The organism is Streptomyces sp. JJ66, from assembly GCF_019303495.1.
Taxonomy (GTDB): Bacteria; Actinomycetota; Actinomycetes; order Streptomycetales; family Streptomycetaceae; genus Streptomyces.
In genome coordinates, this window is the sequence record NZ_JAEVFI010000012.1 from 1 (window position 1) to 20,156 (window position 20,156).

Below are 20,156 nucleotides of genomic sequence, written 5' to 3' on the forward strand. Positions count from 1 at the left end.
TAAGCCTTTCAGCGCCGATGGTACTGCATGCGGGAGCGTGTGGGAGAGTAGGACACCGCCGAACAAATAGTAAGAGCTGTGTCCCATGCCTCTGTGGTATGGGACACAGCTCTTTTTTGTTGTTCCCGTGGTCGATACGGTGGCCGCATGAGCGGCGCAGCACGTGTGATGTGGGACAACGCGGTGACCGGATACAACTTCGGCGCCCACCACCCGATGGACCCGGTACGGCTGGACCTGACCATGCGGCTGGTGCGGGCCTTCGGCCTGGACCGCCGGGCCGAGGTGGTGGCGGCCCACGCGGCGGGCCTGTCCACGCTGGGGCTCGTCCACCGTGCCGACTACCTCGACGCCGTGCGCAAGGTCTCCGCCGATCCAGCGCTCGCCGACGGCTCCTACGGCCTCGGAACCGAGGACGACCCCGCCTTCGCCGGGATGCACGAGGTCTCCGCCCTCATCGCCGGGCAGTCGCTCGGGGCGGCCGAGGCGATCTGGCGTGGCGAGGCGCTGCACGCGGTCAACTTCGCGGGCGGCCTGCACCATGCGAAGCCCGGTTCGGCCGCGGGTTTCTGCATCTACAACGACGCCGCGCTCGCCATCGCGCGGCTGTTGGAGCTGGGCGCCGAACGCGTCGCGTACGTGGACATCGACGTGCACCACGGGGATGGGGTGGAGGCGGCGTTCTGGGACGACCCGAGGGTGCTCACGATCTCGCTGCACGAGCACCCCCGGGTGCTGTTCCCCGGAACCGGGTGGCCGGAGGAGACCGGGGGGGCGAACGCGGAGGGGCGCGCGGTGAACGTCGCACTCCCGCCGGGGACCACCGACGGCGGCTGGCTACGAGCACTGCACGCGGTCGTGCCACAGTTGCTGGAGGCGTTCCGTCCCACCGTGCTCGTCACCCAGCACGGCGCTGACACGCATCTGGAGGACCCGCTCGCGCACTTGGCGGTCACCGTGGACGCGCAGCGGGCGGCGGCCATCGCGCTGCACGAGTGGGCGCACGCCTACGCCGGTGGACGCTGGCTGGCGCTGGGCGGTGGCGGGTACGCGATCGTCGATGTCGTACCGCGAACGTGGACGCACCTGGTGGCCATCGCCGCCGGTGCGCCGATCGCGCCGGAGACGGAACTGCCCGAGCAGTGGCGGCAGGCGGTGTACGCGGCGACGCGGCAGGAGGCGCCACGCCGGATGACCGACGGCCGCGAACCGTCGTGGCGCGACTGGGACGCCACCGGCTACGACCCGGCCGACGCGCTCGACCAGTCCGTGCTCGCCGCTCGCCGGGCCGTCTTCCCCGCGCACGGCCTGCTGCCCTGACGCGCGGCGTCGGCACCCGGGCTCGCACGTCCACCCCACCCCCGTATCGGGTGACGCTGGCGCATTCCCGCTTTTGACGCCGAGTCAACCGGCACCATACGCAGAGTGTTGAGCAGTGACGCTTTGCGGGCGTATCTCGCCTCGGCTGACGACGCCAGCGCGCGCCCCGAGCACGACGCGGCGCGGACCGAGCGGGCCGGTGGCCTCGACCGCTACCGGTTGTTCGCCGCCCGCGACCCGCGCGCCCTGCTGGGGCTCGAACCGCGCCGCCGGTGGAGCGTCGAGCAGCTGACCGCCCTCGTGGCCGACCGGTGCGGCGCGACACCGACACCGCTACCGCCGCCACCGGGTCTGGGCGAGGCGGGGTGGCGGATCGACCCGGGCCGGACCGTCGCCGCGCTCGCCGCGTTCGCCGACGTGCTGGCCTCAGCCGTGCGGCGGCGCGCGCCCGTGCTCCTCGGCACCGGGCGGCCGCACGCGCTGCTCGGGTTCTACGGCATGCTCGCGTCGGCGCTCGCGGGGGCCGGGTGCCGGGTGCTGACGCCCCGTGAGGGACGCGGGGTGGAGGTGCCGGGCGCCGGGGGCAAGCGCCCGTTCGCCCTGTCCTCGGTGCGAGGTGTCGCACTGGTGCACGAGATCGGGCTTCCGTGCGCCCCCGGTGCGCCGGGCGCCCCCTGCCGGTCGCCGCTGCCGCTGCGGGTCACCCTCGCCGACCTCGCGGCCCGGGGCGAGGGCCTGCCGGAACTGGTGATCGGCGACCACGGCTGGCTCTGCGGCGCAGGTCAGCTGGGTCTGGACGCCGTCGGCCCGGCCGGTGTGAGCGATCCGGCGCCGTTCGTCGCGGAGGCCGAGGGCACGGTCGGCGTCGTCATTCCGCTCCATGACACTGTGGCGCGATCCCACTACCTGCCGCTCACGCGCTATGTACTCAATCAAGCCCGTCTGTCACAGTAGGAGACCGATCGCTACTCCTCTTCCCCACTTGCATCACCCGCCCCTAATCTGGGGAGGAACGCGCATGCGATGAGGTGCGTCGGAGGGGAAGCCGGTGCCCGACATGTGCGAAAGGTTCAGGTGTGCCATGGCTGCTGGCGAGAAGCCTCTCAGCGAGGTCAACTTTCTGACCGTGGCGGAAGTCGCCGCGGTGATGCGGGTATCGAAGATGACCGTGTACCGCTTGGTGCACAGCGGTCATCTGCCGGCCGTGCGCGTGGGCCGGTCCTTCCGCGTTCCCGAGAACGCTGTCCACGATTACCTCCAACAGTCGTATGTGGGGTGGGAAAGCGCCTGAGCGCCGCTGCCCCTTTCCCCTCGGTTCACGACCAGTCCGCCGCTCCGGGTAGGCTGGGCCAATGTAGGTCGTGTGGGCTCGGACGCCCCGCACCGAGTGATCAAGTGAGCGAGGGTAGTCGTGGGCTCTGTTATCAAGAAGCGGCGTAAGCGGATGGCCAAGAAGAAGCACCGCAAGCTGCTCAAGCGCACGCGTGTGCAGCGCCGCAACAAGAAGTGAGCGGACGCCGCGTACGCCGGTCGTAAGGCCGAACCCTCCGTGGCCCTCCCCGTCGCGCTCGTCGCGACCCGGGAGGGCCGCGGCGTTTGGGTACGACGCCGGTGACGGATGGGCCGGGGCGGTTGACGGGTTCCGTGCCCCGCGCGCTGCCTGCCCGGCTCCCGCGCGCGGCTGCCCCGGCTCGTCGCGCACGGGCTCCGGGCCTGCCCGGGTGCGGCGCGCCCGCGTTCGGCTCAGTGGGCCGCGACAAGCCGAACGTTCAGCCGATACGGTGGCCGGGGCGTCGCGCCGTCCCCGGGACGCGGGAGGGAAAGTGGGCAGGGTCGTTCTCGTCACCGGAGCCGCACGGCAGCTGGCGGGGAGGTTCGTGCGCCGCGTGCAGCGGGAGCCGGACGTCGATCTGGTGCTCGCCGTCGATGCCGTGCCACCCGCCCATCCGCTCGGGACCGCCGAGTTCGTGCGGGCCGACCTCCAGCACCCCGCAGTGGGCAAACTGCTGGTCGAGCGCTCCGTGGACACGGTCGTCCATCTCGATGTGCACGCTGCCCCGGCCGGGCGGCGCGGCGGTCGTGCGGCCGTCAAGGAAGCCAACGTCATCGGCACCATGCAGCTGCTCGGCGCGTGCCAGAAGGCGCCCGCGGTGCGGCGGTTGGTGGTGAAGTCCAGCACCCACGTCTACGGCGGCGCGCCGCGCGACCCGGCGGTGTGCCGGGAGACGACCGTGCCCAAGGGGCCGCCCGGCGGCGGTTTCGCCAAGGACCTGGTGGAGGTCGAGGGCTACGCGCGCGGGTTCGCCCGGCGGCGTCCCGACATCGCTGTCACCGTGCTGCGCTTCGCTGACGTCCTGGGCCCGCGCCCCGTCGGCTCGCCGCTCGCGGACTACCTCACCCTGCCGGTGCTGCCCACCGTCTTCGGCTACGATCCCCGGCTGCAGTTCGTGCACGAGGACGACGCCCTCGCGGTGCTGTCGCTGGCCGCCGGGGAGCCCAGGCGCGGCAGCTACAGCGCGGGCACGTTCAACATCGCTGGGGACGGCGTGGTGTTGCTCTCCCAGTGTGCGCGACGCCTGGGCCGTCCCACGCTGCCGCTGCTGCTGCCCGCTCTCACCTGGGCGGGCACGGCCCTGCGCGCCGTGGGGGTGCGGGACATCTCGCCCGAGCAGGTGCGGCTGCTGACCCACGGGCGGGTCGTGGACACCGCGATGATGCGCCACTCCCTGGGCTTCGAGCCCGCGTACACCACCGCCGACACGCTCGCCGACTTCGTCAGCGCCCACGGCCCCGGGCCGCTGCCGCCGGACCGGGTGGGCCGCGCCGTTGACCGACTCCAGGAGGCCGTCCGTCATGCCTGACGCCAAGGTCATTCCCTTCGACGACGACCGGGCGCGCGGTGCCCGGCGGGTGCGGCGCGGGGCGCTGGCGTCGGTGCCGGGGCAGGCACCGCCGGACACGGGCGCGAGGGGCGCGGCGAGCGGGGGTACCCCGGCGGTCGCGGAGGCCGAGACGACGGGCGCTGCGTCCGCCAGCGCGGTGTCCGGCCCCGCCCCGTCCGACGACTTGGCGGGGGAGGCTGGCGCGGCCTCGGCGGGAAGCGCGGCGTCGCCCGGAAGTACGGCCTCGGCCGGAAGTGCGGCGTCGGCGGGCGGGCTGGCTGAACCGGGGCTGCTGGAGCGGCTGCTCGGGCGTGAGGGGGACCGGCGTGCCGCGCGCGGCCTGGCCTTCCTGCGCCGCCGCCTCACCGGCGACTACCCGGTGGACGACTTCGGCTACGACGCCGAGCTGACCGACCAGGTGCTCATGTCGCTCCTGCGGCCCGTCTACGACCGGTATTTCCGCGTCGAGGTACGCGGCATCGAGAACGTGCCCGCGGACGGCGGTGCCCTCATCGTCGCCAACCACTCGGGCACGCTGCCCTGGGACGGGCTGATGCTCCAGGTCGCCGTGCACGACCACCACCCGGCCGGGCGCAGGCTGCGTCTGCTCGCCGCCGACCTGGTGTTCCTGCTGCCGGTGGTGGGGGAGTTGGCGCGCAAGGCCGGTCACACGCTCGCCTGCGTGGAGGACGCCGGGCGGCTGCTGGAGCGCGGCGAGATCGTCGGCGTCATGCCGGAGGGCTTCAAGGGCGTCGGCAAGCCGTTCGCGGACCGGTACAAGCTCCAGCGCTTCGGGCGCGGGGGATTCGTGTCCACCGCGCTGCGGGCCGGGACGCCGATCGTGCCGTGCTCCATCGTGGGCGCGGAGGAGATCTACCCCATGCTGGGCAACGCCCGCACTCTGGCGCGCCTGCTCGGCCTCCCCTACTTCCCGCTCACGCCGACGTTCCCGTGGCTCGGGCCGCTGGGCGCGGTGCCGCTGCCGACCAAGTGGACGATCCAGTTCGGCGAGCCGATCCCGACGGACGGGTACGCGGCGGAGGCGGCGGATGATCCGCTGCTGATGTTCCACCTCACCGACCAGGTGCGCGAGAAGATCCAGCACACCCTGTACCAGCTGCTCGTCCAGCGCCGCTCGGTGTTCTTCTAGGGCGTGTTTCGAAAGTAGCGTCGTTCGCCCGGAGGGCGGGGCTGGGGGCGGCTGGTGCGTGCNCTGGTGCGTGCGATCGCAAGGCGGAGGGAGGAAAGCGCAGCGGGCTGCGCTGACGACCGACAACGCGGCGAGCGTGCGTGCCAGGCGTCCCCAGCCAGACGGGACTTTCGAAACACGCCCTAGCGCGGGTTCCCGCCGCGTGCGGGGTTCGCTGCCGCGCCAGCTGGGCCGACGCCAACGGGCCGCCGTGGCACCTCGCGGCGGGGCGGGGGTGCCACAGCGGCCCGGGGAGACGGTCAGCGTGCCGTGGGGTCAGTCGTCGCCGACGTCGAGGCCGAGGCCGGGGAGGCCGCCGGGGAGCAGGGGCGGAATGGTGATGTCGGGTGCCGGGAGGCCGGGCTCCTCGGAGCGGGGCCCCTCGCCCTCGGTGTCCTTGCGCGGGGGGTCGAGGAGACCGGGGTTGCCGAGGAGGCCGCCACCGCCGTCGTCCGGCTGGCGCCCGTCCTGGCCGGTCTCCGAGGGGGACGGCGCCTCGCGGCCGTCGGGCGTGCCGTCTGCCGGGGGCCGCTCGGCCGTGCCCGGCTCGGTACCGGGGGCGGTGGCCTCCTCGCGCGGGCCCTCGCCGGTGCCGCCGCCCGCACCGTCCGGGTTCTGGGAGTGCGGTGGCGTGGTGCGCGGTTCGGTGGACGGCAGCAGGCCCTCGATCGGTTCGACGTCATCGCTTATGGCGTCGAACACCGACGTGACCTCTTTGCCGACGTCGTGCAGCTGGGCCGGGAGCCGGTCGCGCAGGTGCGCCCACGTCGCGCGGTGGGACTCGGCGAAGGCGGACAGCGAGCGCATCGGCCCGAGGCTGCCCTCCCGCTCGTAGACGCCGCTGAGCAGGCGGTGGCCCTCGGCGGCGTTGACGCCCATCGCGGTGAGCGCGCCGCGCACCTCGGTGAGTGACTCGTGGTCGAGGTCCCCGGCCCGACCGCGTTCCATCAGGCGGCGGGCCTCGTTCAGCCGGGTGGAGGCGTGGTCGAGGTGGAGGACGCCGCGCTCGGCGTCGTCCCCCGCCATGTCGAGCTTCAGGTCCTCCATGCCGCGCTTGAGGCCGTACAGGGTGTCGCCGGGCAGCGCGTCCGTGCTGGCCGCCGCGACGCCGCTGAAGGCCCCGGCGGCGACACCGACCGTCAGCCCGCCGGCCGCGAGCCCCTTGCTGAGGCGGCTGCGCGGCCGGATGCGGCCGAGTGGCGCGGTGGCGCGGTGGGCGCCCTTGCGGGACCGGGCGCGCTGTTCGGGGACGGGTGCGCCGTGCTCCGCGAACTGGTTCTCCATCGCGGCGATGAGCTGGGCCCGCTGGACCGCCTTCACCTCCGGGTCCAGCTCCGGGGCGGGCAGGGCGCCCAGGCCCTCGGTGAGGCTGAGCAGGACCCCCTGTTCAGCCTCCTCCGCCGCCTCGCCTGGGCCGGGCGCGCGGTGCGCACCGTGCGCCGGGGCGGAGTGAGGCGTGGCCTCGTCGGCGGTGTCGCCCGCCGCCGCCCTCGCGCGCTCGTCGAGGGCCTGGGCGAAGGCGTGGGCCCGCCGGTTCGTCGATACGGAGCCGATCACGGGCGGCACCTCCTTACGTCAGCACGGTTGACTCCGGGCACCGTACGGCAGGTTGCACGGCCCGTGCCGAACCACTCGAACGAGTGACGCGGGGTGGACTGCGCAGGACCGCGGGGAGTCTGCACAGCCCTCAACGAGCGGCGGCACACCCGGGTTACGGAGGCGTGGCGATGTGGCGGGAAACATGACGGAGGGGTCATTAGTCGCGGCCCTGAGTGGGTGGGTCGGGGGCGGGGGCGGCCCGGGGGCTGGTTCAGCGGACGTCGTCCGGCAGGAGGCGGGCCAGGGTGCGCACGGCGCGATACTGGAGCGTCTTGATCGCACCCTCGTTCTTGTCCATGATCCGTGCCGTCTCGGCGACGGACAGGCCCTGCAGGAAGCGCAGCGTCACACACTCCTGCTGCTGCGGGTTCAGCCGCCGGACGGCGGCGAGCAGGGCGTCCTTGGACAGCGTCTCCAGTACCGAGTCCTCGGGGCTGCGCTCCACCTCGTTGGCGTCCAGCATCTCACCGGTGGTGACCTCCAGGCGGAACCGGCTGGACTTGAAGTGGTCGGCTACCAGGTTCCGGGCGATCGTCACCAGCCAGGCGCCGAAGTCGCGGCCCTGCCAGGTGAAGGTGCCGATGCGGCGCAGGGCGCGCAGGAAGGTCTCGCTGGTCAGGTCCTCCGCTGTGGCCCGGCCGCCGACACGGTAGTAGATGTACCGGTAGACGGTGTCGGAGTACTGGTCGTAGAGCTGGCCGAACGCGTCGGTGTCGCCCCCCTGGGCGCGTTCCACCAGGTCCATCATGCGGCGGCTGTCGCCCTCCGCGGGCCGCCGCGCGGTGGAGGTGCCCGCGGCCCCGGTGCGGCTTCGTCTGCCCAGCGAGGTGGCGGGCACCGCGCTGACGATGCCGTCGGCGAGGGCGAAGGCGGGTCGTGCGGGGGTGGGGACGGTTCCGGCGAAGGCCGGGACGGCGCTGGCGGCGGGGACGGGGACGAGTGCGCGCAGCTGGTGGGCGACCGCCGCGCGCAGCCTGGCCAGGCCCGAGGCGTCAACCCCGACGTGTGGGTACACGGGACTCCCAGAGGCAGAGCTTCCATCACGTGCAGTGCGGGACCGACCGTCCGATGGAGGGACGTCTGGCACCGGATTGCGTCTGAGGAGAATAACCCTTCGTACTGGCCGTGCTACCCCTAGTTGTCTAAATCATCGATTCGGTTTGGTCTGTCGCGGTTTGCCGTTCGCTTGTTTATCGAACGTGGGGCACAAATTGATTGTTTGCGGATAAGGTGCGGTCGATTTCCGTCCGGTTCCGGCGACGCGGCGACCTTGTGGCGTACCCTCCGCGCGCGGACAGCCCGGCGCGCCCGGCCGGTTCAGCGGCGGCGGCGGATCGCGACGGCCGCGGCCGCGCCGCCCGCGACGGCGCCGACGCCCGCCGCGGCGGGCAGGCCGACGCGGGCGGCCTTGCGTCCCGTGCGGTAGTCGCGCAGCCGCCACCCGTGGTCGCGGGCGTGGCCACGGAGCCGGCTGTCGGGGTTGATGGCGTAGGGGTAGCCGACGAGCGAGAGCATCGGGATGTCGTTGGCCGAGTCGCTGTACGCGGCGCAGCGCGCGAGGTCGAGGTGTTCGGCCGCCGCGAGCGCCCGGACCGCCTCCGCCTTGGCGGGGCCGTGCAGGGGTTCGCCGACCAGCCGGCCGGTGTAGACGCCGTCGATGGACTCGGCGACGGTGCCGAGCGCGCCGGTGAGGCCGAGCCGGGCGGCGATGATCGTCGCCGTCTCCACCGGTGCGGCGGTCACCAGCCACACCTTCTGGCCCGCGTCCAGGTGGGCCTGGGCGAGGGAGCGGGTGCCGGGCCAGATGCGGCCGGCCATGTACTCGTCGTAGATCTCCTCGCCGATGGCCATCAGCTCGTCCACGCGGTGGCCCTGGACGATGGACAGCGCGCTGGTGCGCACGTCCGCCATGTGCCCGGCGTGCTCGGCACCGGCGACGCGGAAGTAGGTCTGCTGCCAGGCGAAGCGGGCCAGCTCGCGGGTGTCGAAGAACTTGCGCTTGTACAGGCCGCGGCCGAAGTGGAACAGGGCCGCGCCCTGCATGACGGTGTTGTCGAGGTCGAAGAAGGCCGCCGCCCGGGTGTCACCGACGACCGGGAACTCGGGCTCGGTCAGCTCTGTCTTGCGGGCGGCTTCGGCCGAAGCCTCGCCCGCCAGGACGCTCGCCTCGGTCGCCGCACGCCTGCGGGAGGTGAGCCATGCCAGTGCGCCCATGCCGACGAGGATAGCCAGTGCGCCGGGTCGTTCCGGTTACGGCGGGGTGGACCGCCCCGGACGCGCGGGACAATGGTCGGCATGCATACCCCCGACGCCCCCGGCCGCCGCCCCGGCGCGGCCCCCGCCGGTCCTTCCCCCAGCACCCCCGCCGGTACTCCCGCCAGCACCCCCGGCGCGACGGCCAGGACCGTGACGCTGATCGGCAAGCCCGGCTGCCACCTGTGCGACGACGCCCGCGCCGTGATCGAGCGCGTGTGCGCGCAGACGGGCGCGGCCTGGGAGGAGAAAGACATCAGCCAGGACGCGGAACTGCACCGCCGGTACTGGGAGCAGATCCCGGTGGTGCTGATCGACGGCGCGCAGCACGACTTCTGGCGGGTGGACCCGGTGCGGCTGCGCACCGCGCTGGGCGGCTGAGGCGGGCGTCGCGGGCGGCCCCGCCGCCGAGAGCGGACGGTTTCGGCCAGCGTCGTCTACCATCGAACGTCGTTTTGCCGCCGGGGGGCGTATACGTGAGGAGAGTGCCCGGGTGTCCTCATTGACGCGTGTGGCGCCTGTCACTTCCCAGGGACAAAACGGACATCATCTTTGTGCACGCTTTCACAAAGGCATAGCCTGTCAGGGACGGGGCGGTACCGGCGTGCCCAGAGCACCTGGCCGCTCACCGCTTCGCGCAATGAGCAGGAGCACCGTGGCAACTGGCCGAAACCACCGACCGGCGACCCGCAGCCGAGGGATTCCCGAGGCTACCGTCGCCCGGCTTCCGCTGTACCTGCGGGCGCTCACCGCGCTGTCGGAGCGCTCGGTGCCCACGGTCTCCTCGGAAGAGCTGGCCACCGCGGCTGGCGTCAACTCGGCCAAGCTGCGCAAGGACTTCTCCTACCTCGGCTCCTACGGCACGCGTGGCGTGGGCTACGACGTCGAGTACCTCGTCTACCAGATCTCCCGCGAGCTGGGGCTGACCCAGGACTGGCCGGTCGTCATCGTCGGTATCGGTAACCTCGGCGCCGCCCTGGCCAACTACGGCGGGTTCGCCTCCCGTGGCTTCCGCGTCGCGTCCCTGATCGACGCCGACCCCGCGATGACGGGCAAGCCCGTCGCGGGCATCGAGGTGGAGCACGCCGACGAGCTGGAGCGCATCGTCGATGACAACGGGGTGTCCATCGGCGTCATCGCCACCCCGGCCGGTGCCGCCCAGCAGGTGTGCGACCGGCTCGTGGCCGCTGGCGTCACCTCGATCCTGAACTTCGCGCCCACCGTGCTGTCCGTGCCCGAGGGCGTGGACGTGCGCAAGGTGGACCTGTCCATTGAGCTGCAGATCCTCGCCTTCCACGAGCAGCGCAAGGCCGGGGAGCTGGAGGGCGTGGACACCGAGCCGCCGGGCGCCGACACCGGCACGCCGGTCGCCCCGCCCGCCGCGTCCGTGACGCGGCGCGCACCGGGAGGCGAGCCCGGAGCCGGTACCCCGGGGGGTGCCGGGAAGAACGGCGGCACCGAGGCAGGGCCTGACGGGGACGTCCCCGCCGTGATGCCGGCATGAGTCTGCTCGTCGTCGGCCTGAGCCACCGCAGCGCCCCGGTCAGCGTGCTGGAGCGGGCCGCGCTCGCCCCGCAGGCGCGCGGCCCGCTGCTCGCGGACGTCGTCGCGGCGGAGCCCGCTACCGAGGCCGCGGTGCTCTCCACCTGCAACCGCATCGAGCTGTACGCGGACGTGGACAAGTTCCACGCCGGGGTCGCCGAGCTGTCCACGCTGCTCGCGCACCACAGCGGCGTCGTCCTGGAGGAGCTGACGCCCTACCTGTACGTGCACTACGAGGACCGGGCCGTGCACCACCTGTTCTCGGTGGCCTGCGGCCTGGACTCGATGGTCGTCGGCGAGGGCCAGATCCTCGGCCAGATCAAGGACGCGCTCGCGGTCGGCCAGGAGCAGCACAGCACCGGGCGGCTGCTGAACGACCTGTTCCAGCAGGCGCTGCGGGTCGGCAAGCGCGCACACAGCGAGACGGGGATCGACCAGGCCGGTCAGTCGCTGGTCACCTTCGGTCTTCAGCAGCTCACCGCCGCGCACCCCGGCGAGGCGCTGGACGTCGAACGCTGGGCGAAGAACAAGCGCGCGCTGGTCATCGGCGCCGGTTCCATGTCCGCGCTGGCCGCCACGACGCTCGCGCGGGCCGGTGTGACCGAACTGGTGATCGCCAACAGGACGCAGGAGCGTGCCCAGCGCCTGGCCGCCTCGCTCGGCGGCCGCACGGTGCCGATGACGGAGGTGCCCGCCGAGCTGGCCGTGGCCGACGTCGTCGTCTCCTGCACCGGCGCCACCGGCCTGGTCCTCTCCCGCGCGATCGTGGAGGCCGCCGCGGAGGAACGGCACGCCCCGCTGGCCCTGCTCGACCTGGCCATGCCGCGCGACATCGACGCCGCCGTGCACCGCGTCGAGGGCACCACCCTGGTGGACATCGAGTCCCTGGCCGAGGCCGCCGCCGACGCGCCGATGGCCGCCGACGTGGACGCCGTGCGCGGCCTCGTCGCCGAGGAGGTGGCCGCCTTCGGCGCCGCCCAGCGGGCCGCGACGATCACCCCGACCGTCGTCGCGCTGCGCACCATGGCCTCCGACGTCGTCGCCACCGAGATGGCCCGGCTGGACGGACGCCTGCCCGGCCTGGACGAACGTGAGCGCGCGGAGATCACGCAGACCGTGCGCCGCGTCGTGGACAAGCTGCTGCACGCGCCGACCGTGCGCGTCAAACAGCTCGCCGGAGAACCCGGCGGCGCGGGCTACGCGGACGCCCTGCGCGAACTCTTCGACCTCGACCCCCAGACGGTCGCCGCTGTCAGCAAGCCGAACAGGAGCGGCCATGAGCCCCACCCCCACTGACCCCCCTCCGGGCACCCCGCCCGGCCAGGGGCCACCAGCTGACCCCGCTGGCCCCGCGCCGCTGCGCCTGGGCACCCGGCGCAGCCAGCTCGCCATGGCGCAGTCCGGGCAGGTCGCCGAACAGGTCACCCGGCTCACCGGGCGGCCCGTGGAACTGGTGGAGATCACCACCTACGGCGACGTCTCACGCGAGCAGCTGGCGCAGATCGGCGGCACCGGCGTGTTCGTCTCCGCGCTGCGCGAGGCGCTGCTCGCCGGGGAGATCGACCTGGCCGTGCACTCGCTGAAGGACCTGCCCACCGCGCAGCCCGCCGAGCTGACCATCGCCGCCGTCCCGCCCCGCGAAGACGTGCGCGACGCGCTGGTGGCCCGGGACGGACTGGGCTTCGAGCAGCTGGCCGCGCGGGGGACGCCCCGTGCGCCCGTCCGCGTCGGCACCGGCTCGCCGCGCCGCATGGCGCAGCTGCACGCCTGGGCCCGGGCCCTGGGCGCGCACGTGGAGGCCGTGCCCATACGCGGTAACGTCGGCACCCGGATCGGCTTCGTCCGCTCCGGCGAACTCGACGCCGTCGTCCTCGCCGCCGCCGGACTGTCCCGCCTCGGGCAGCTGGGAGAGGCGAGTGAACTGCTGAACCCCGACGCCGTACTGCCCGCACCCGGGCAGGGGGCACTGGCGGTGGAGTGCGCGACGTCCAGCGCGCACCTCGCCACCGCGCTCGGCGGCCTCGACGACCCGCGCACGCGGGCCGCCGTGACCGCCGAGCGCACCCTGCTCGCCGCCCTGGAGGCCGGTTGCAGCGCACCCGTAGGGGCGCTGGCCGACGTCACGGGCGACGGGCGGGACCTCACCGAAATGCGCCTGCGCGGCGTCGTCGGCACGCTCGACGGCACGACGCTGGTGCAGCTGTCCGCCACCGGTCCCGTACCGGCATCCGCCGCCGAGCAGCTGACCTGGGCCGAGCGCCTGGGCCGTGAGCTCGCCGACGCGATGCTCGCCAAGGGTGCGGCCGGTCTGATGGGGGAGCGAGCACATTGAGCCCCACCACCGTCCACACCGCCACCGCGACCGACGCGCAGGCTGCTGAGTCCGGGCAGCCGACGTCCCCGGCCCGGTCTGCGGCCAGGAGCGCCAAGAACGCCGGGAGCGCCGGGAGCGCCAAGAACGCCAAGAACGACGCCGCCGCCCAGGGTGCGCCCGCCGGTCCGGACGCCGTCGCCACCCAGGAGCCGCCCCCCGCCGGGGCGGTGCCCGAGGCGCCGCCCCGCCAGGCCGCCGCCCACCGTGCGGCGTCCCCGCCCGGCGCGCGCGGCGGCACCGCGCCCGCCACCGCGCCGACGCGGCACCTGTACGGCGCTGCGGGACACGTCACCTTCCTCGGCGCCGGGCCCGGCGATCCGGGCTTGCTGACGCTCCGCGCCGTCGAAGCCCTCGCCCAGGCCGACGTCCTCGTCGCCGACCCCCAGGTCCACGACGTGGTCCGGCCCCACGCGCGGGCAGGCGTGGACACACCCTTGCGGGCAGCGGCGGACGACCCGGCCGAGACTTCCGCCACATCTGCCGTTGCGGCAGATCTTGTCATGGCGGCCGCGCGCTCCGGCAGGCGGGTGGTGCGCGCGGTGCTCGGCGACCCCGGCCTGGACGCCGACGCCGCCGCCGAGATGCTCGGCTGCGCCGCCGCGGGCATCACCTTCGAGGTGGTCCCCGGCATCGCCACCGCCGTCGGCGTCCCCGCCTACGCCGGGGTGCCGCTGCGGGACGCGCACGGCATCGACGTGCGCTTCGTGGACGCCCGTACCGCCGACGCGCGCTGCTGGACGGAGGTGGGCGCCTCCGACGCGACGGTGGTGCTGTCCACCACGCTGGACGCGGTGACGGCCGCCGCCGCCGAACTCGTGTCGGCCGGACGCAAGCCCGACACCCCGCTCACCGTCACCCTCGCGGGCACCACCACCCGGCAGCGCACCTGGAGCGCCACGCTCGGCTCGCTCGCGCAGACGCTCAAGCAGGCCAAGGTGCTGCCCGCGCCGGACGGCGGCCAGAGCGTGATAGCGGTCGTCGGCGAACGCAGCGCCCCCGCCCAGCGCGACCAGCTGGCCTGGTTCGAGTCCAAGCCGCTGTTCGGCTGGAACGTGCTGGTACCGCGCACCCGGGAGCAGGCGGCGTCCCTGTCGGACCAGCTGCGCTCCTACGGCGCCGTCCCGGCCGAGGTGCCGACGATCGCCGTCGAACCGCCGCGCACCCCGCAGCAGATGGAGCGGGCCGTCAAGGGCCTGGTCACCGGGCGCTACGAGTGGATCGCGTTCACCTCCGTCAACGCGGTGAAGGCGGTGCGCGAGAAGTTCGAGGAGTACGGACTGGACGCGCGCGCTTTCGCGGGCATCAAGGTCGCCGCCGTCGGCGACCAGACGGCCGCCGCGCTGGTGGACTTCGGCGTCAAGCCCGACCTCGTCCCCTCCGGCGAGCAGTCCGCGGCCGGGTTGCTGGAGGACTGGCCGCCCTACGACCCGGTGTTCGACCCGATCGACCGCGTCTTCCTGCCGCGCGCCGACATCGCCACCGAGACGCTGGTGGCCGGGCTCATCGAGCTGGGCTGGGAGGTGGACGACGTCACCGCCTACCGCACCGTGCGCGCCTCGCCGCCCCCGGCCGAGACCCGCGAGATGATCAAGGGCGGCGGGTTCGACGCCGTGCTGTTCACCTCCTCCAGCACCGTGCGCAACCTCGTCGGTATCGCCGGGAAGCCGCACAACGTCACGGTCATCGCCTGCATCGGCCCGGCCACGGCCAAGACCGCCGAGGAGCACGGCCTGCGGGTGGACGTGCTCGCGCCCGAGCCGTCGGTGCACAAGCTGGCCGAGGCGCTCTCGGAGTTCGGCGCGCGGCGCCGGGCGGCGGCCGTCGAGGCGGGCGAGCCCGTCAAGCGGCCGAGTGAGAAGCGGCCGGCGAGAAGGAGAGCACGCTCGTGACCGGCACCCACGCCACCCCCGCTTCCGGTAGCCCCGGCCACGGGGACCCCGCCTGGGGGCACGCGGCGCCGGGAGGCTCGCGCTACGGCGCCTTCCCGGCGGCGCGGCCCCGGCGGCTGCGCTCGACGGCGGCCCTGCGGCGCATGGTCACCGAACACCGCACCCACCCCTCGGACCTGATCCTCCCGGCGTTCGTCCGCGAGGGCATCACCGAGCCGGTGCCGGTGTCGTCCATGCCCGGCGTCCTCCAGCACACCCGCGACACCCTGCGCAAGGCCGCCGCCGACGCGGTGGCGGCGGGCGTGGGCGGGATCATGCTGTTCGGCGTGCCCGAGCACAAGGACGCCACCGGCTCCCAGGGCACCGACCCCGAGGGCATCCTCCAGCGCGCGCTGCGCGACGTGCGCGCCGAGGTCGGCGACGACCTGGTGGTCATGTCCGACCTGTGCCTGGACGAGTTCACCGACCACGGCCACTGCGGCGTCCTGGACGCGCACGGCCGGGTGGACAACGACGCCACGCTGGAGCGGTACGCCGAGATGGCCCTCCGCCAGGCCGAGGCCGGGGCGCACGTGCTCGGGCCCAGCGGCATGATGGACGGCCAGGTCGGGTACGTACGCCGGGCGCTGGACGCGGCCGGGCACACCGATGTGGCGATGTTCGCCTACACCGTGAAGTACGCCTCCGCGTTCTACGGCCCGTTCCGCGAGGCGGTCAACTCCTCGCTGACGGGCGACCGCAAGACCTACCAGCAGGACCCGGCGGGCGGCCGGGGCGAGGCGCTGCGCGAACTGGCCCTCGACCTCGCCGAGGGCGCCGACATGGTGATGGTCAAACCCGGCCTGCCCTACCTGGACGTGCTGCGCGACATCGCCCGCGCGGCGGACGTGCCCGTCGGCGTCTACCAGATCTCCGGCGAGTACGCCATGGTCGAGGCGGCGGCCCAGAAGGGCTGGATCGAGCGCGAGCGGGCCATCCTGGAAACGCTGACGAGCTTCACCCGCGCGGGCGCCTCGCTGATCCTCACCTACTGGGCGACCGAAGCGGCCCGCTGGCTCCACCCGTCCCGCTGACTCCGCACCGCCGCCGGGGGGTTACCGCAGCAGCACGCTGAAGCGGAAACCCCCCGGCGGCGGTGCGCGCGGCGCTACAGGCGGGAGGGGGTGCGGATGCCGAGGAGGGCCATGCCCTGGTGCAGCGTCCGCGCGGTGAGGTCGCACAGGAACAGGCGGTTCTCGGACGTCGCCGGTTCCACGCCCTCCTTCACCACCGGGCAGTGCTCGTAGAACGTCGTCAGGTGCGAGGCCAGCCCGTACAGGTAGGCGGCCAGCTTGTGCGGCTCGTAGCTCTCGGCCACGGCCGCCACCGTCGCGGCGAACTCGTCCAGGTGCAGGCCCAGTGCCCGCTCCGCGCCGGCGAGCGGCAGGTGCGGATGCGCGAGTGGCCGTACGTCACCGGCCGCCGCGCGGCGCAGGATCGACTGGATGCGCGCGTAGGCGTACTGGAGGTACACGCTGGTGTCGCCGGTGAGCGAGACCATGCGGTCCAGGTCGAAGACGTAGTCGCGGGACATGGAAGTGGACAGGTCGGCGTACTTCACCGCGCCGATGCCCACCTGCGCCGCGAGCGCGGCGATCTCGTCCTCGCTGAGGTCCTGCGCCTTCTCCCGGACGACGACGGCGGCGCGCTCCACGGCCGCGTCCAGCAGGTCCACCAGCCGCGCGCTCTCGCCCTCCCGGCTCTTGAACGGCCTGCCGTCCTTGCCCAGCACGGTGCCGAACGCCAGCTGCCGGGCCTGCGTGCCCTGGGGCAGCCAGCCCGCGCGGCGGGCGGTCTCGAAGACCATCCGGAAGTGCAGCGACTGCCGGGCGTCCACCACGTAGAGCAGCGTGTCCGCGCTCAGCTTGCCCACCCGGTCGCGGATGGCGGCCAGGTCGGTGGCGGCGTAGCCGAAGCCGCCGTTGGACTTCTGCACGATCAGCGGGGTGGGCGTGCCGTCGGGGCCCTTGACGTCGTCGAAGAAGACGCATAGCGCGCCGTCGGAGCGCACGGCCACGCCGGAGGACTCCAGGTCCTTCACCACGTCCTGGAGCGCGTCGTTGTAGGCGCTCTCGCCCACCACGTCCGCGTCGCGGATCTCGACGTCCAGCTGGTCGTAGGTGGCCTGGAAGTAGATCTTCGACTCGTCCACGATCTTGTGCCAGAGCGCCAGCGTCTCCTCATCGCCGCTCTGGAGCTTGACCACCCGGTCCCGGGCGCGGGTCTTGAACTCCTCGTCGGACTCGAAGCGGCTGCGCGAGACCCGGTAGAGCCGGTTCAGCCGCGCGATCGCCGCCTCGCCGCCCTCGGTGCCGCCCTCGGTGTCGGAGGCGTGGTCCAGCTCGTGCGGGTGCTCGATCAGGTACTGCGTGAGCATGCCGAACTGCGTGCCCCAGTCGCCGATGTGGTGGCGCCGGATCACGTGCTCGCCCTGGTGCTCCAGGATGCGCGTGATCGCGTCGCCGATGACCGTCGAACGCAGGTGGCCGACGTGCATCTCCTTGGCGACGTTGGGCTGTGAGTAGTCGATGACGGTGGTGCCCGGCCGCTCCGCTCGCGGGACGCCCAGGCGCTCGTCGGCGTAGCGGGCGGCGAGCGTGCGCACGATCGCCTCGTCGGTGACGGAGATGTTCAGGAAGCCGGGCCCGGAGACCTCGATGCCCGCGATCACCTCGTCATCCTGGTCATCCTGCGGCAGCCGCTCCACGACCTGCCCGGCCAGCTCGCGCGGGTTGCCCTTCACCCGCTTGGCCAGGGCCAGCATGCCGTTGGCCTGGAAGTCGGCCCGGTCGCTTCGGCGCAGCAGCGGGTCCGCTCCGGCGGCCTCCGGCAGGGCTGCCGAGAGGGCGTTCGCGACGCGCTGGTGGACCGTTGCGGCGAGTGAGGGGACCGAAGCCATGGATGCTGAACCGTTCCGATCGGCGGGTGTGTACAGGTACGCGCAGTATTCCACGCGGGCCGCCGCGCACCTACGGCGTTTCGCCCGCCGGACGGGGCGGGCGCGGCCGGTGGGAGGTCGGGGTACCGGGGCGGCGGCCACCGGGGGTGAGCCGGTCGGACGCCGGTCGCCGGGTCGCCCGGACGCCGGGTCGCCCGGACGCCCGGACGCCGGGAGGCCCGGATGCCCGGACGCTGGGCGGCAGCTGGCCGCCCGGACGGCAGTGGGGCCGCCGCTGGCCGGGGGAGGCCCGGTCGTCTGGGACAATGGCCGCACGGACGACAGGCCGTACCAGCAGCGCGAACGACAGCCGGAACCAGCAGAGCGAAAGAAGGACGTGCCGACCGTGGCTCCACGCACCGAGACCGACTGGGTCTCCCGATTCGCGGACGAGGTCATCGCCGAGGCGGAGCGCCACGCGCCCGGCAAACCCATCGTCTGCGCCTCGGGCCTCAGCCCCTCGGGGCCGATCCACCTGGGCAACCTGCGCGAGGTGATGACGCCGCACCTAGTGGCCGACGAGATCCGGCGCCGGGGCCACGAGTGCGTCCACCTCATCTCCTGGGACGACTACGACCGCTTCCGCAAGGTCCCCGCCGGCATCGACCCGTCCTGGTCCGAGCACATCGGCAAGCCGCTCACCTCCGTGCCCGCGCCGCCCGGCAGCGAGCACCCCAACTGGGCCGAGCACTTCAAGGCCGAGCTGATCACCGCGCTCGCCGAGCTGGGCGTGGAGTACCGGGGCGTCAGCCAGACCCAGCAGTACACCTCCGGCGCCTACCGGGAACAGATCCTGCTGGCCATGCGGGAGCGCAAGGCGATTGACGCCGTGCTCGACCGCTACCGCACCAAGCAGAAGCCCGCCGCCCCGAAGAAGCAGCAAAAGCCGGTGGACGCCGAGGAGCTGGCCGCCGCCGAGGGCTCCGGCGCGGCGGCCGAGGACGACGGCAGCGGCACCGGCGGCGCCTACTACCCGTACAAGCCGTACTGCGGGAGGTGCGAGAAGGACCTCACCACCGTCACCGCCTACGACGACGCCACCACGGAGCTGACCTACACCTGCGCCTGCGGGCACACCGAGACGGTGCTGCTGCGCGAGTACGACCGGGGCAAGCTGGTGTGGAAGGTTGACTGGCCGATGCGCTGGGCGTACGAGGGCGTCACCTTCGAGCCGTCCGGCGTGGACCACTCCTCGCCGGGCTCCTCCTTCGTCGTCGGCGGGCAGATCGTGCGCGAGGTGTTCGGCGGGCGGCAGCCGATCGGGCCGATGTACGCGTTCGTCGGCATCAGCGGCATGGCGAAGATGTCCAGCTCGCGCGGCGGTGTCCCCACCCCGGCCGACGCGCTGGAGATCATGGAGGCGCCGCTGCTGCGCTGGCTGTACACGCGCCGCAAGCCGAACCAGTCGTTCAAGGTCGCCTTCGACCAGGAGATCCAGCGCACCTACGACGAGTGGGACGCGCTGGAGCGCCGCATCGCCGACGGCACCGCCCAGCCCGCCGACGTCGCCGCCTACGACCGCTCGGTGCGCACCGCCGCCGGGGAGCTGCCGCGCACCCCGCGCCCGCTGCCCTACCGCACCCTGGCCTCCGTCGTGGACGTCACCCAGGGCTCGCCCGAGCAGACCCTGCGCATCCTCAGCGAGCTGGACCCCGAGCGCCCGGTCACCGCGCTCGACCAGACCCGCCCGCGCCTGAACCGCGCCGCCCACTGGGTCTCCACCCAGGTCCCGGCCGACCAGCGCACCCGGGTGCGCACCTCCCCGGACACCGAACTGCTCGCGTCCCTGGACGAGGGCGAGCGCGAGGCCCTGCGCCTGCTGCTGGACGGACTGGACACCCACTGGTCGCTGGACGGGCTGACGACGCTGGTCTACGGCGTCCCCAAGGTGCGGGCCGGGCTGGCGCCGGACGCCAAGCCCACCCCGGAGCTGAAGGCCGCCCAGCGCGCGTTCTTCGCCCTGCTGTACCGCCTCCTGGTCGGCCGCGACACCGGCCCCCGGCTGCCCACCCTGCTGCTGGCCGTCGGCGCCGACCGCGTCCGCAAGCTGCTGTCCGCGTAGGCGGCCAGCAGCCGGGGCGCTGCGCGGCGTGCGTTCACGCCCGCGCGCTGGTCACGCCCGCGCGCTGGT

General features: G+C 73.5%; 17 protein-coding genes. 13 read left to right on the plus strand and 4 right to left on the minus strand.

Translation table 11 applies throughout. From position 1 onward, the window contains the following. Positions 1-147: 147 nt before the first annotated feature. The 6 genes from JJV70_RS11020 (at position 148) to JJV70_RS11045 (ending at position 5,352) form a co-directional block, all read left to right on the plus strand. A complete protein-coding gene (locus JJV70_RS11020) occupies positions 148-1,320 on the plus strand; it encodes an acetoin utilization protein AcuC (protein WP_219047661.1) in 1,173 nt (390 codons plus the stop codon). Between the two features lie 105 nt (positions 1,321-1,425). Beyond that, positions 1,426-2,274: a phosphatase gene (locus JJV70_RS11025; protein ID WP_219047662.1), complete on the plus strand. Its 849-nt coding sequence runs from the start codon at positions 1,426-1,428 to the stop codon at positions 2,272-2,274. 127 nt (positions 2,275-2,401) lie between these two features. Further along, positions 2,402-2,611 (plus strand): helix-turn-helix domain-containing protein, encoded by a 210-nt coding sequence (locus JJV70_RS11030; RefSeq protein WP_219047663.1) that lies wholly within the window; start codon positions 2,402-2,404, stop codon positions 2,609-2,611. Positions 2,612-2,731: 120 nt separating this feature from the next. Further along, positions 2,732-2,830, plus strand: coding sequence for a 30S ribosomal protein bS22 (locus tag JJV70_RS11035; RefSeq protein WP_003948845.1), 99 nt, complete (start codon positions 2,732-2,734; stop codon positions 2,828-2,830). A 313-nt stretch (positions 2,831-3,143) separates the two neighbouring features. Next, on the plus strand, positions 3,144-4,181 hold the full coding sequence (locus JJV70_RS11040) for an NAD-dependent epimerase/dehydratase family protein (RefSeq protein ID WP_219047664.1): 1,038 nt from the start codon (positions 3,144-3,146) through the stop codon (positions 4,179-4,181). Beyond that, a complete protein-coding gene (locus JJV70_RS11045) occupies positions 4,174-5,352 on the plus strand; it encodes a lysophospholipid acyltransferase family protein (protein WP_219047665.1) in 1,179 nt (392 codons plus the stop codon). The genes JJV70_RS11040 and JJV70_RS11045 overlap by 8 nt, the downstream gene beginning before the upstream one ends. Before the next feature lie 315 nt (positions 5,353-5,667). Here JJV70_RS11045 and JJV70_RS11050 read toward each other — a convergent pair whose 3' ends face one another. From JJV70_RS11050 to JJV70_RS11060, 3 genes are all read right to left on the minus strand, one after another. After that, positions 5,668-6,948: a DUF5667 domain-containing protein gene (locus JJV70_RS11050; RefSeq protein ID WP_219047666.1), complete on the minus strand. Its 1,281-nt coding sequence runs from the start codon at positions 6,946-6,948 to the stop codon at positions 5,668-5,670. Between the two features lie 253 nt (positions 6,949-7,201). Further along, a complete protein-coding gene (locus tag JJV70_RS11055; protein ID WP_219047667.1) occupies positions 7,202-8,005 on the minus strand; it encodes an ECF subfamily RNA polymerase sigma factor, BldN family in 804 nt (267 codons plus the stop codon). 302 nt (positions 8,006-8,307) lie between these two features. Then, on the minus strand, positions 8,308-9,204 hold the full coding sequence (locus JJV70_RS11060) for an HAD family phosphatase (protein WP_219047668.1): 897 nt from the start codon (positions 9,202-9,204) through the stop codon (positions 8,308-8,310). Positions 9,205-9,276: 72 nt separating this feature from the next. Here JJV70_RS11060 and JJV70_RS11065 point away from each other — a divergent pair, with 72 nt between their 5' ends. From JJV70_RS11065 to hemB, 6 genes are all read left to right on the plus strand, one after another. After that, on the plus strand, positions 9,277-9,624 hold the full coding sequence (locus tag JJV70_RS11065) for a glutaredoxin family protein (protein ID WP_374227278.1): 348 nt from the start codon (positions 9,277-9,279) through the stop codon (positions 9,622-9,624). Positions 9,625-9,898: 274 nt separating this feature from the next. Next, a complete protein-coding gene (locus tag JJV70_RS11070; RefSeq protein WP_219047670.1) occupies positions 9,899-10,747 on the plus strand; it encodes a redox-sensing transcriptional repressor Rex in 849 nt (282 codons plus the stop codon). Beyond that, on the plus strand, positions 10,744-12,081 hold the full coding sequence (locus JJV70_RS11075) for a glutamyl-tRNA reductase (RefSeq protein ID WP_219047671.1): 1,338 nt from the start codon (positions 10,744-10,746) through the stop codon (positions 12,079-12,081). Before JJV70_RS11070 ends, JJV70_RS11075 begins: the two co-directional genes overlap by 4 nt. Then, positions 12,062-13,117, plus strand: a complete 1,056-nt coding sequence (hemC, locus tag JJV70_RS11080) for a hydroxymethylbilane synthase (protein ID WP_219047672.1) — start codon at positions 12,062-12,064, stop codon at positions 13,115-13,117. Before JJV70_RS11075 ends, hemC begins: the two co-directional genes overlap by 20 nt. A 308-nt stretch (positions 13,118-13,425) precedes the next feature. Then, a complete protein-coding gene (locus JJV70_RS11085) occupies positions 13,426-15,048 on the plus strand; it encodes a uroporphyrinogen-III synthase (protein ID WP_219047744.1) in 1,623 nt (540 codons plus the stop codon). Continuing rightward, positions 15,045-16,121, plus strand: coding sequence for a porphobilinogen synthase (hemB, locus tag JJV70_RS11090; RefSeq protein WP_219047673.1), 1,077 nt, complete (start codon positions 15,045-15,047; stop codon positions 16,119-16,121). Before JJV70_RS11085 ends, hemB begins: the two co-directional genes overlap by 4 nt. Before the next feature lie 74 nt (positions 16,122-16,195). Here hemB and argS read toward each other — a convergent pair whose 3' ends face one another. Then, positions 16,196-17,986 (minus strand): arginine--tRNA ligase, encoded by a 1,791-nt coding sequence (argS, locus tag JJV70_RS11095; RefSeq protein ID WP_219047674.1) that lies wholly within the window; start codon positions 17,984-17,986, stop codon positions 16,196-16,198. 376 nt (positions 17,987-18,362) lie between these two features. Between argS and lysS the strand changes: the two genes are divergently transcribed. Further along, positions 18,363-20,087 carry a lysine--tRNA ligase gene (gene lysS / locus JJV70_RS11100; RefSeq protein WP_219047675.1) on the plus strand — a complete coding sequence of 575 codons (1,725 nt, stop codon included), beginning with the start codon at positions 18,363-18,365 and terminating at the stop codon, positions 20,085-20,087. Positions 20,088-20,156 lie beyond the last annotated feature (69 nt).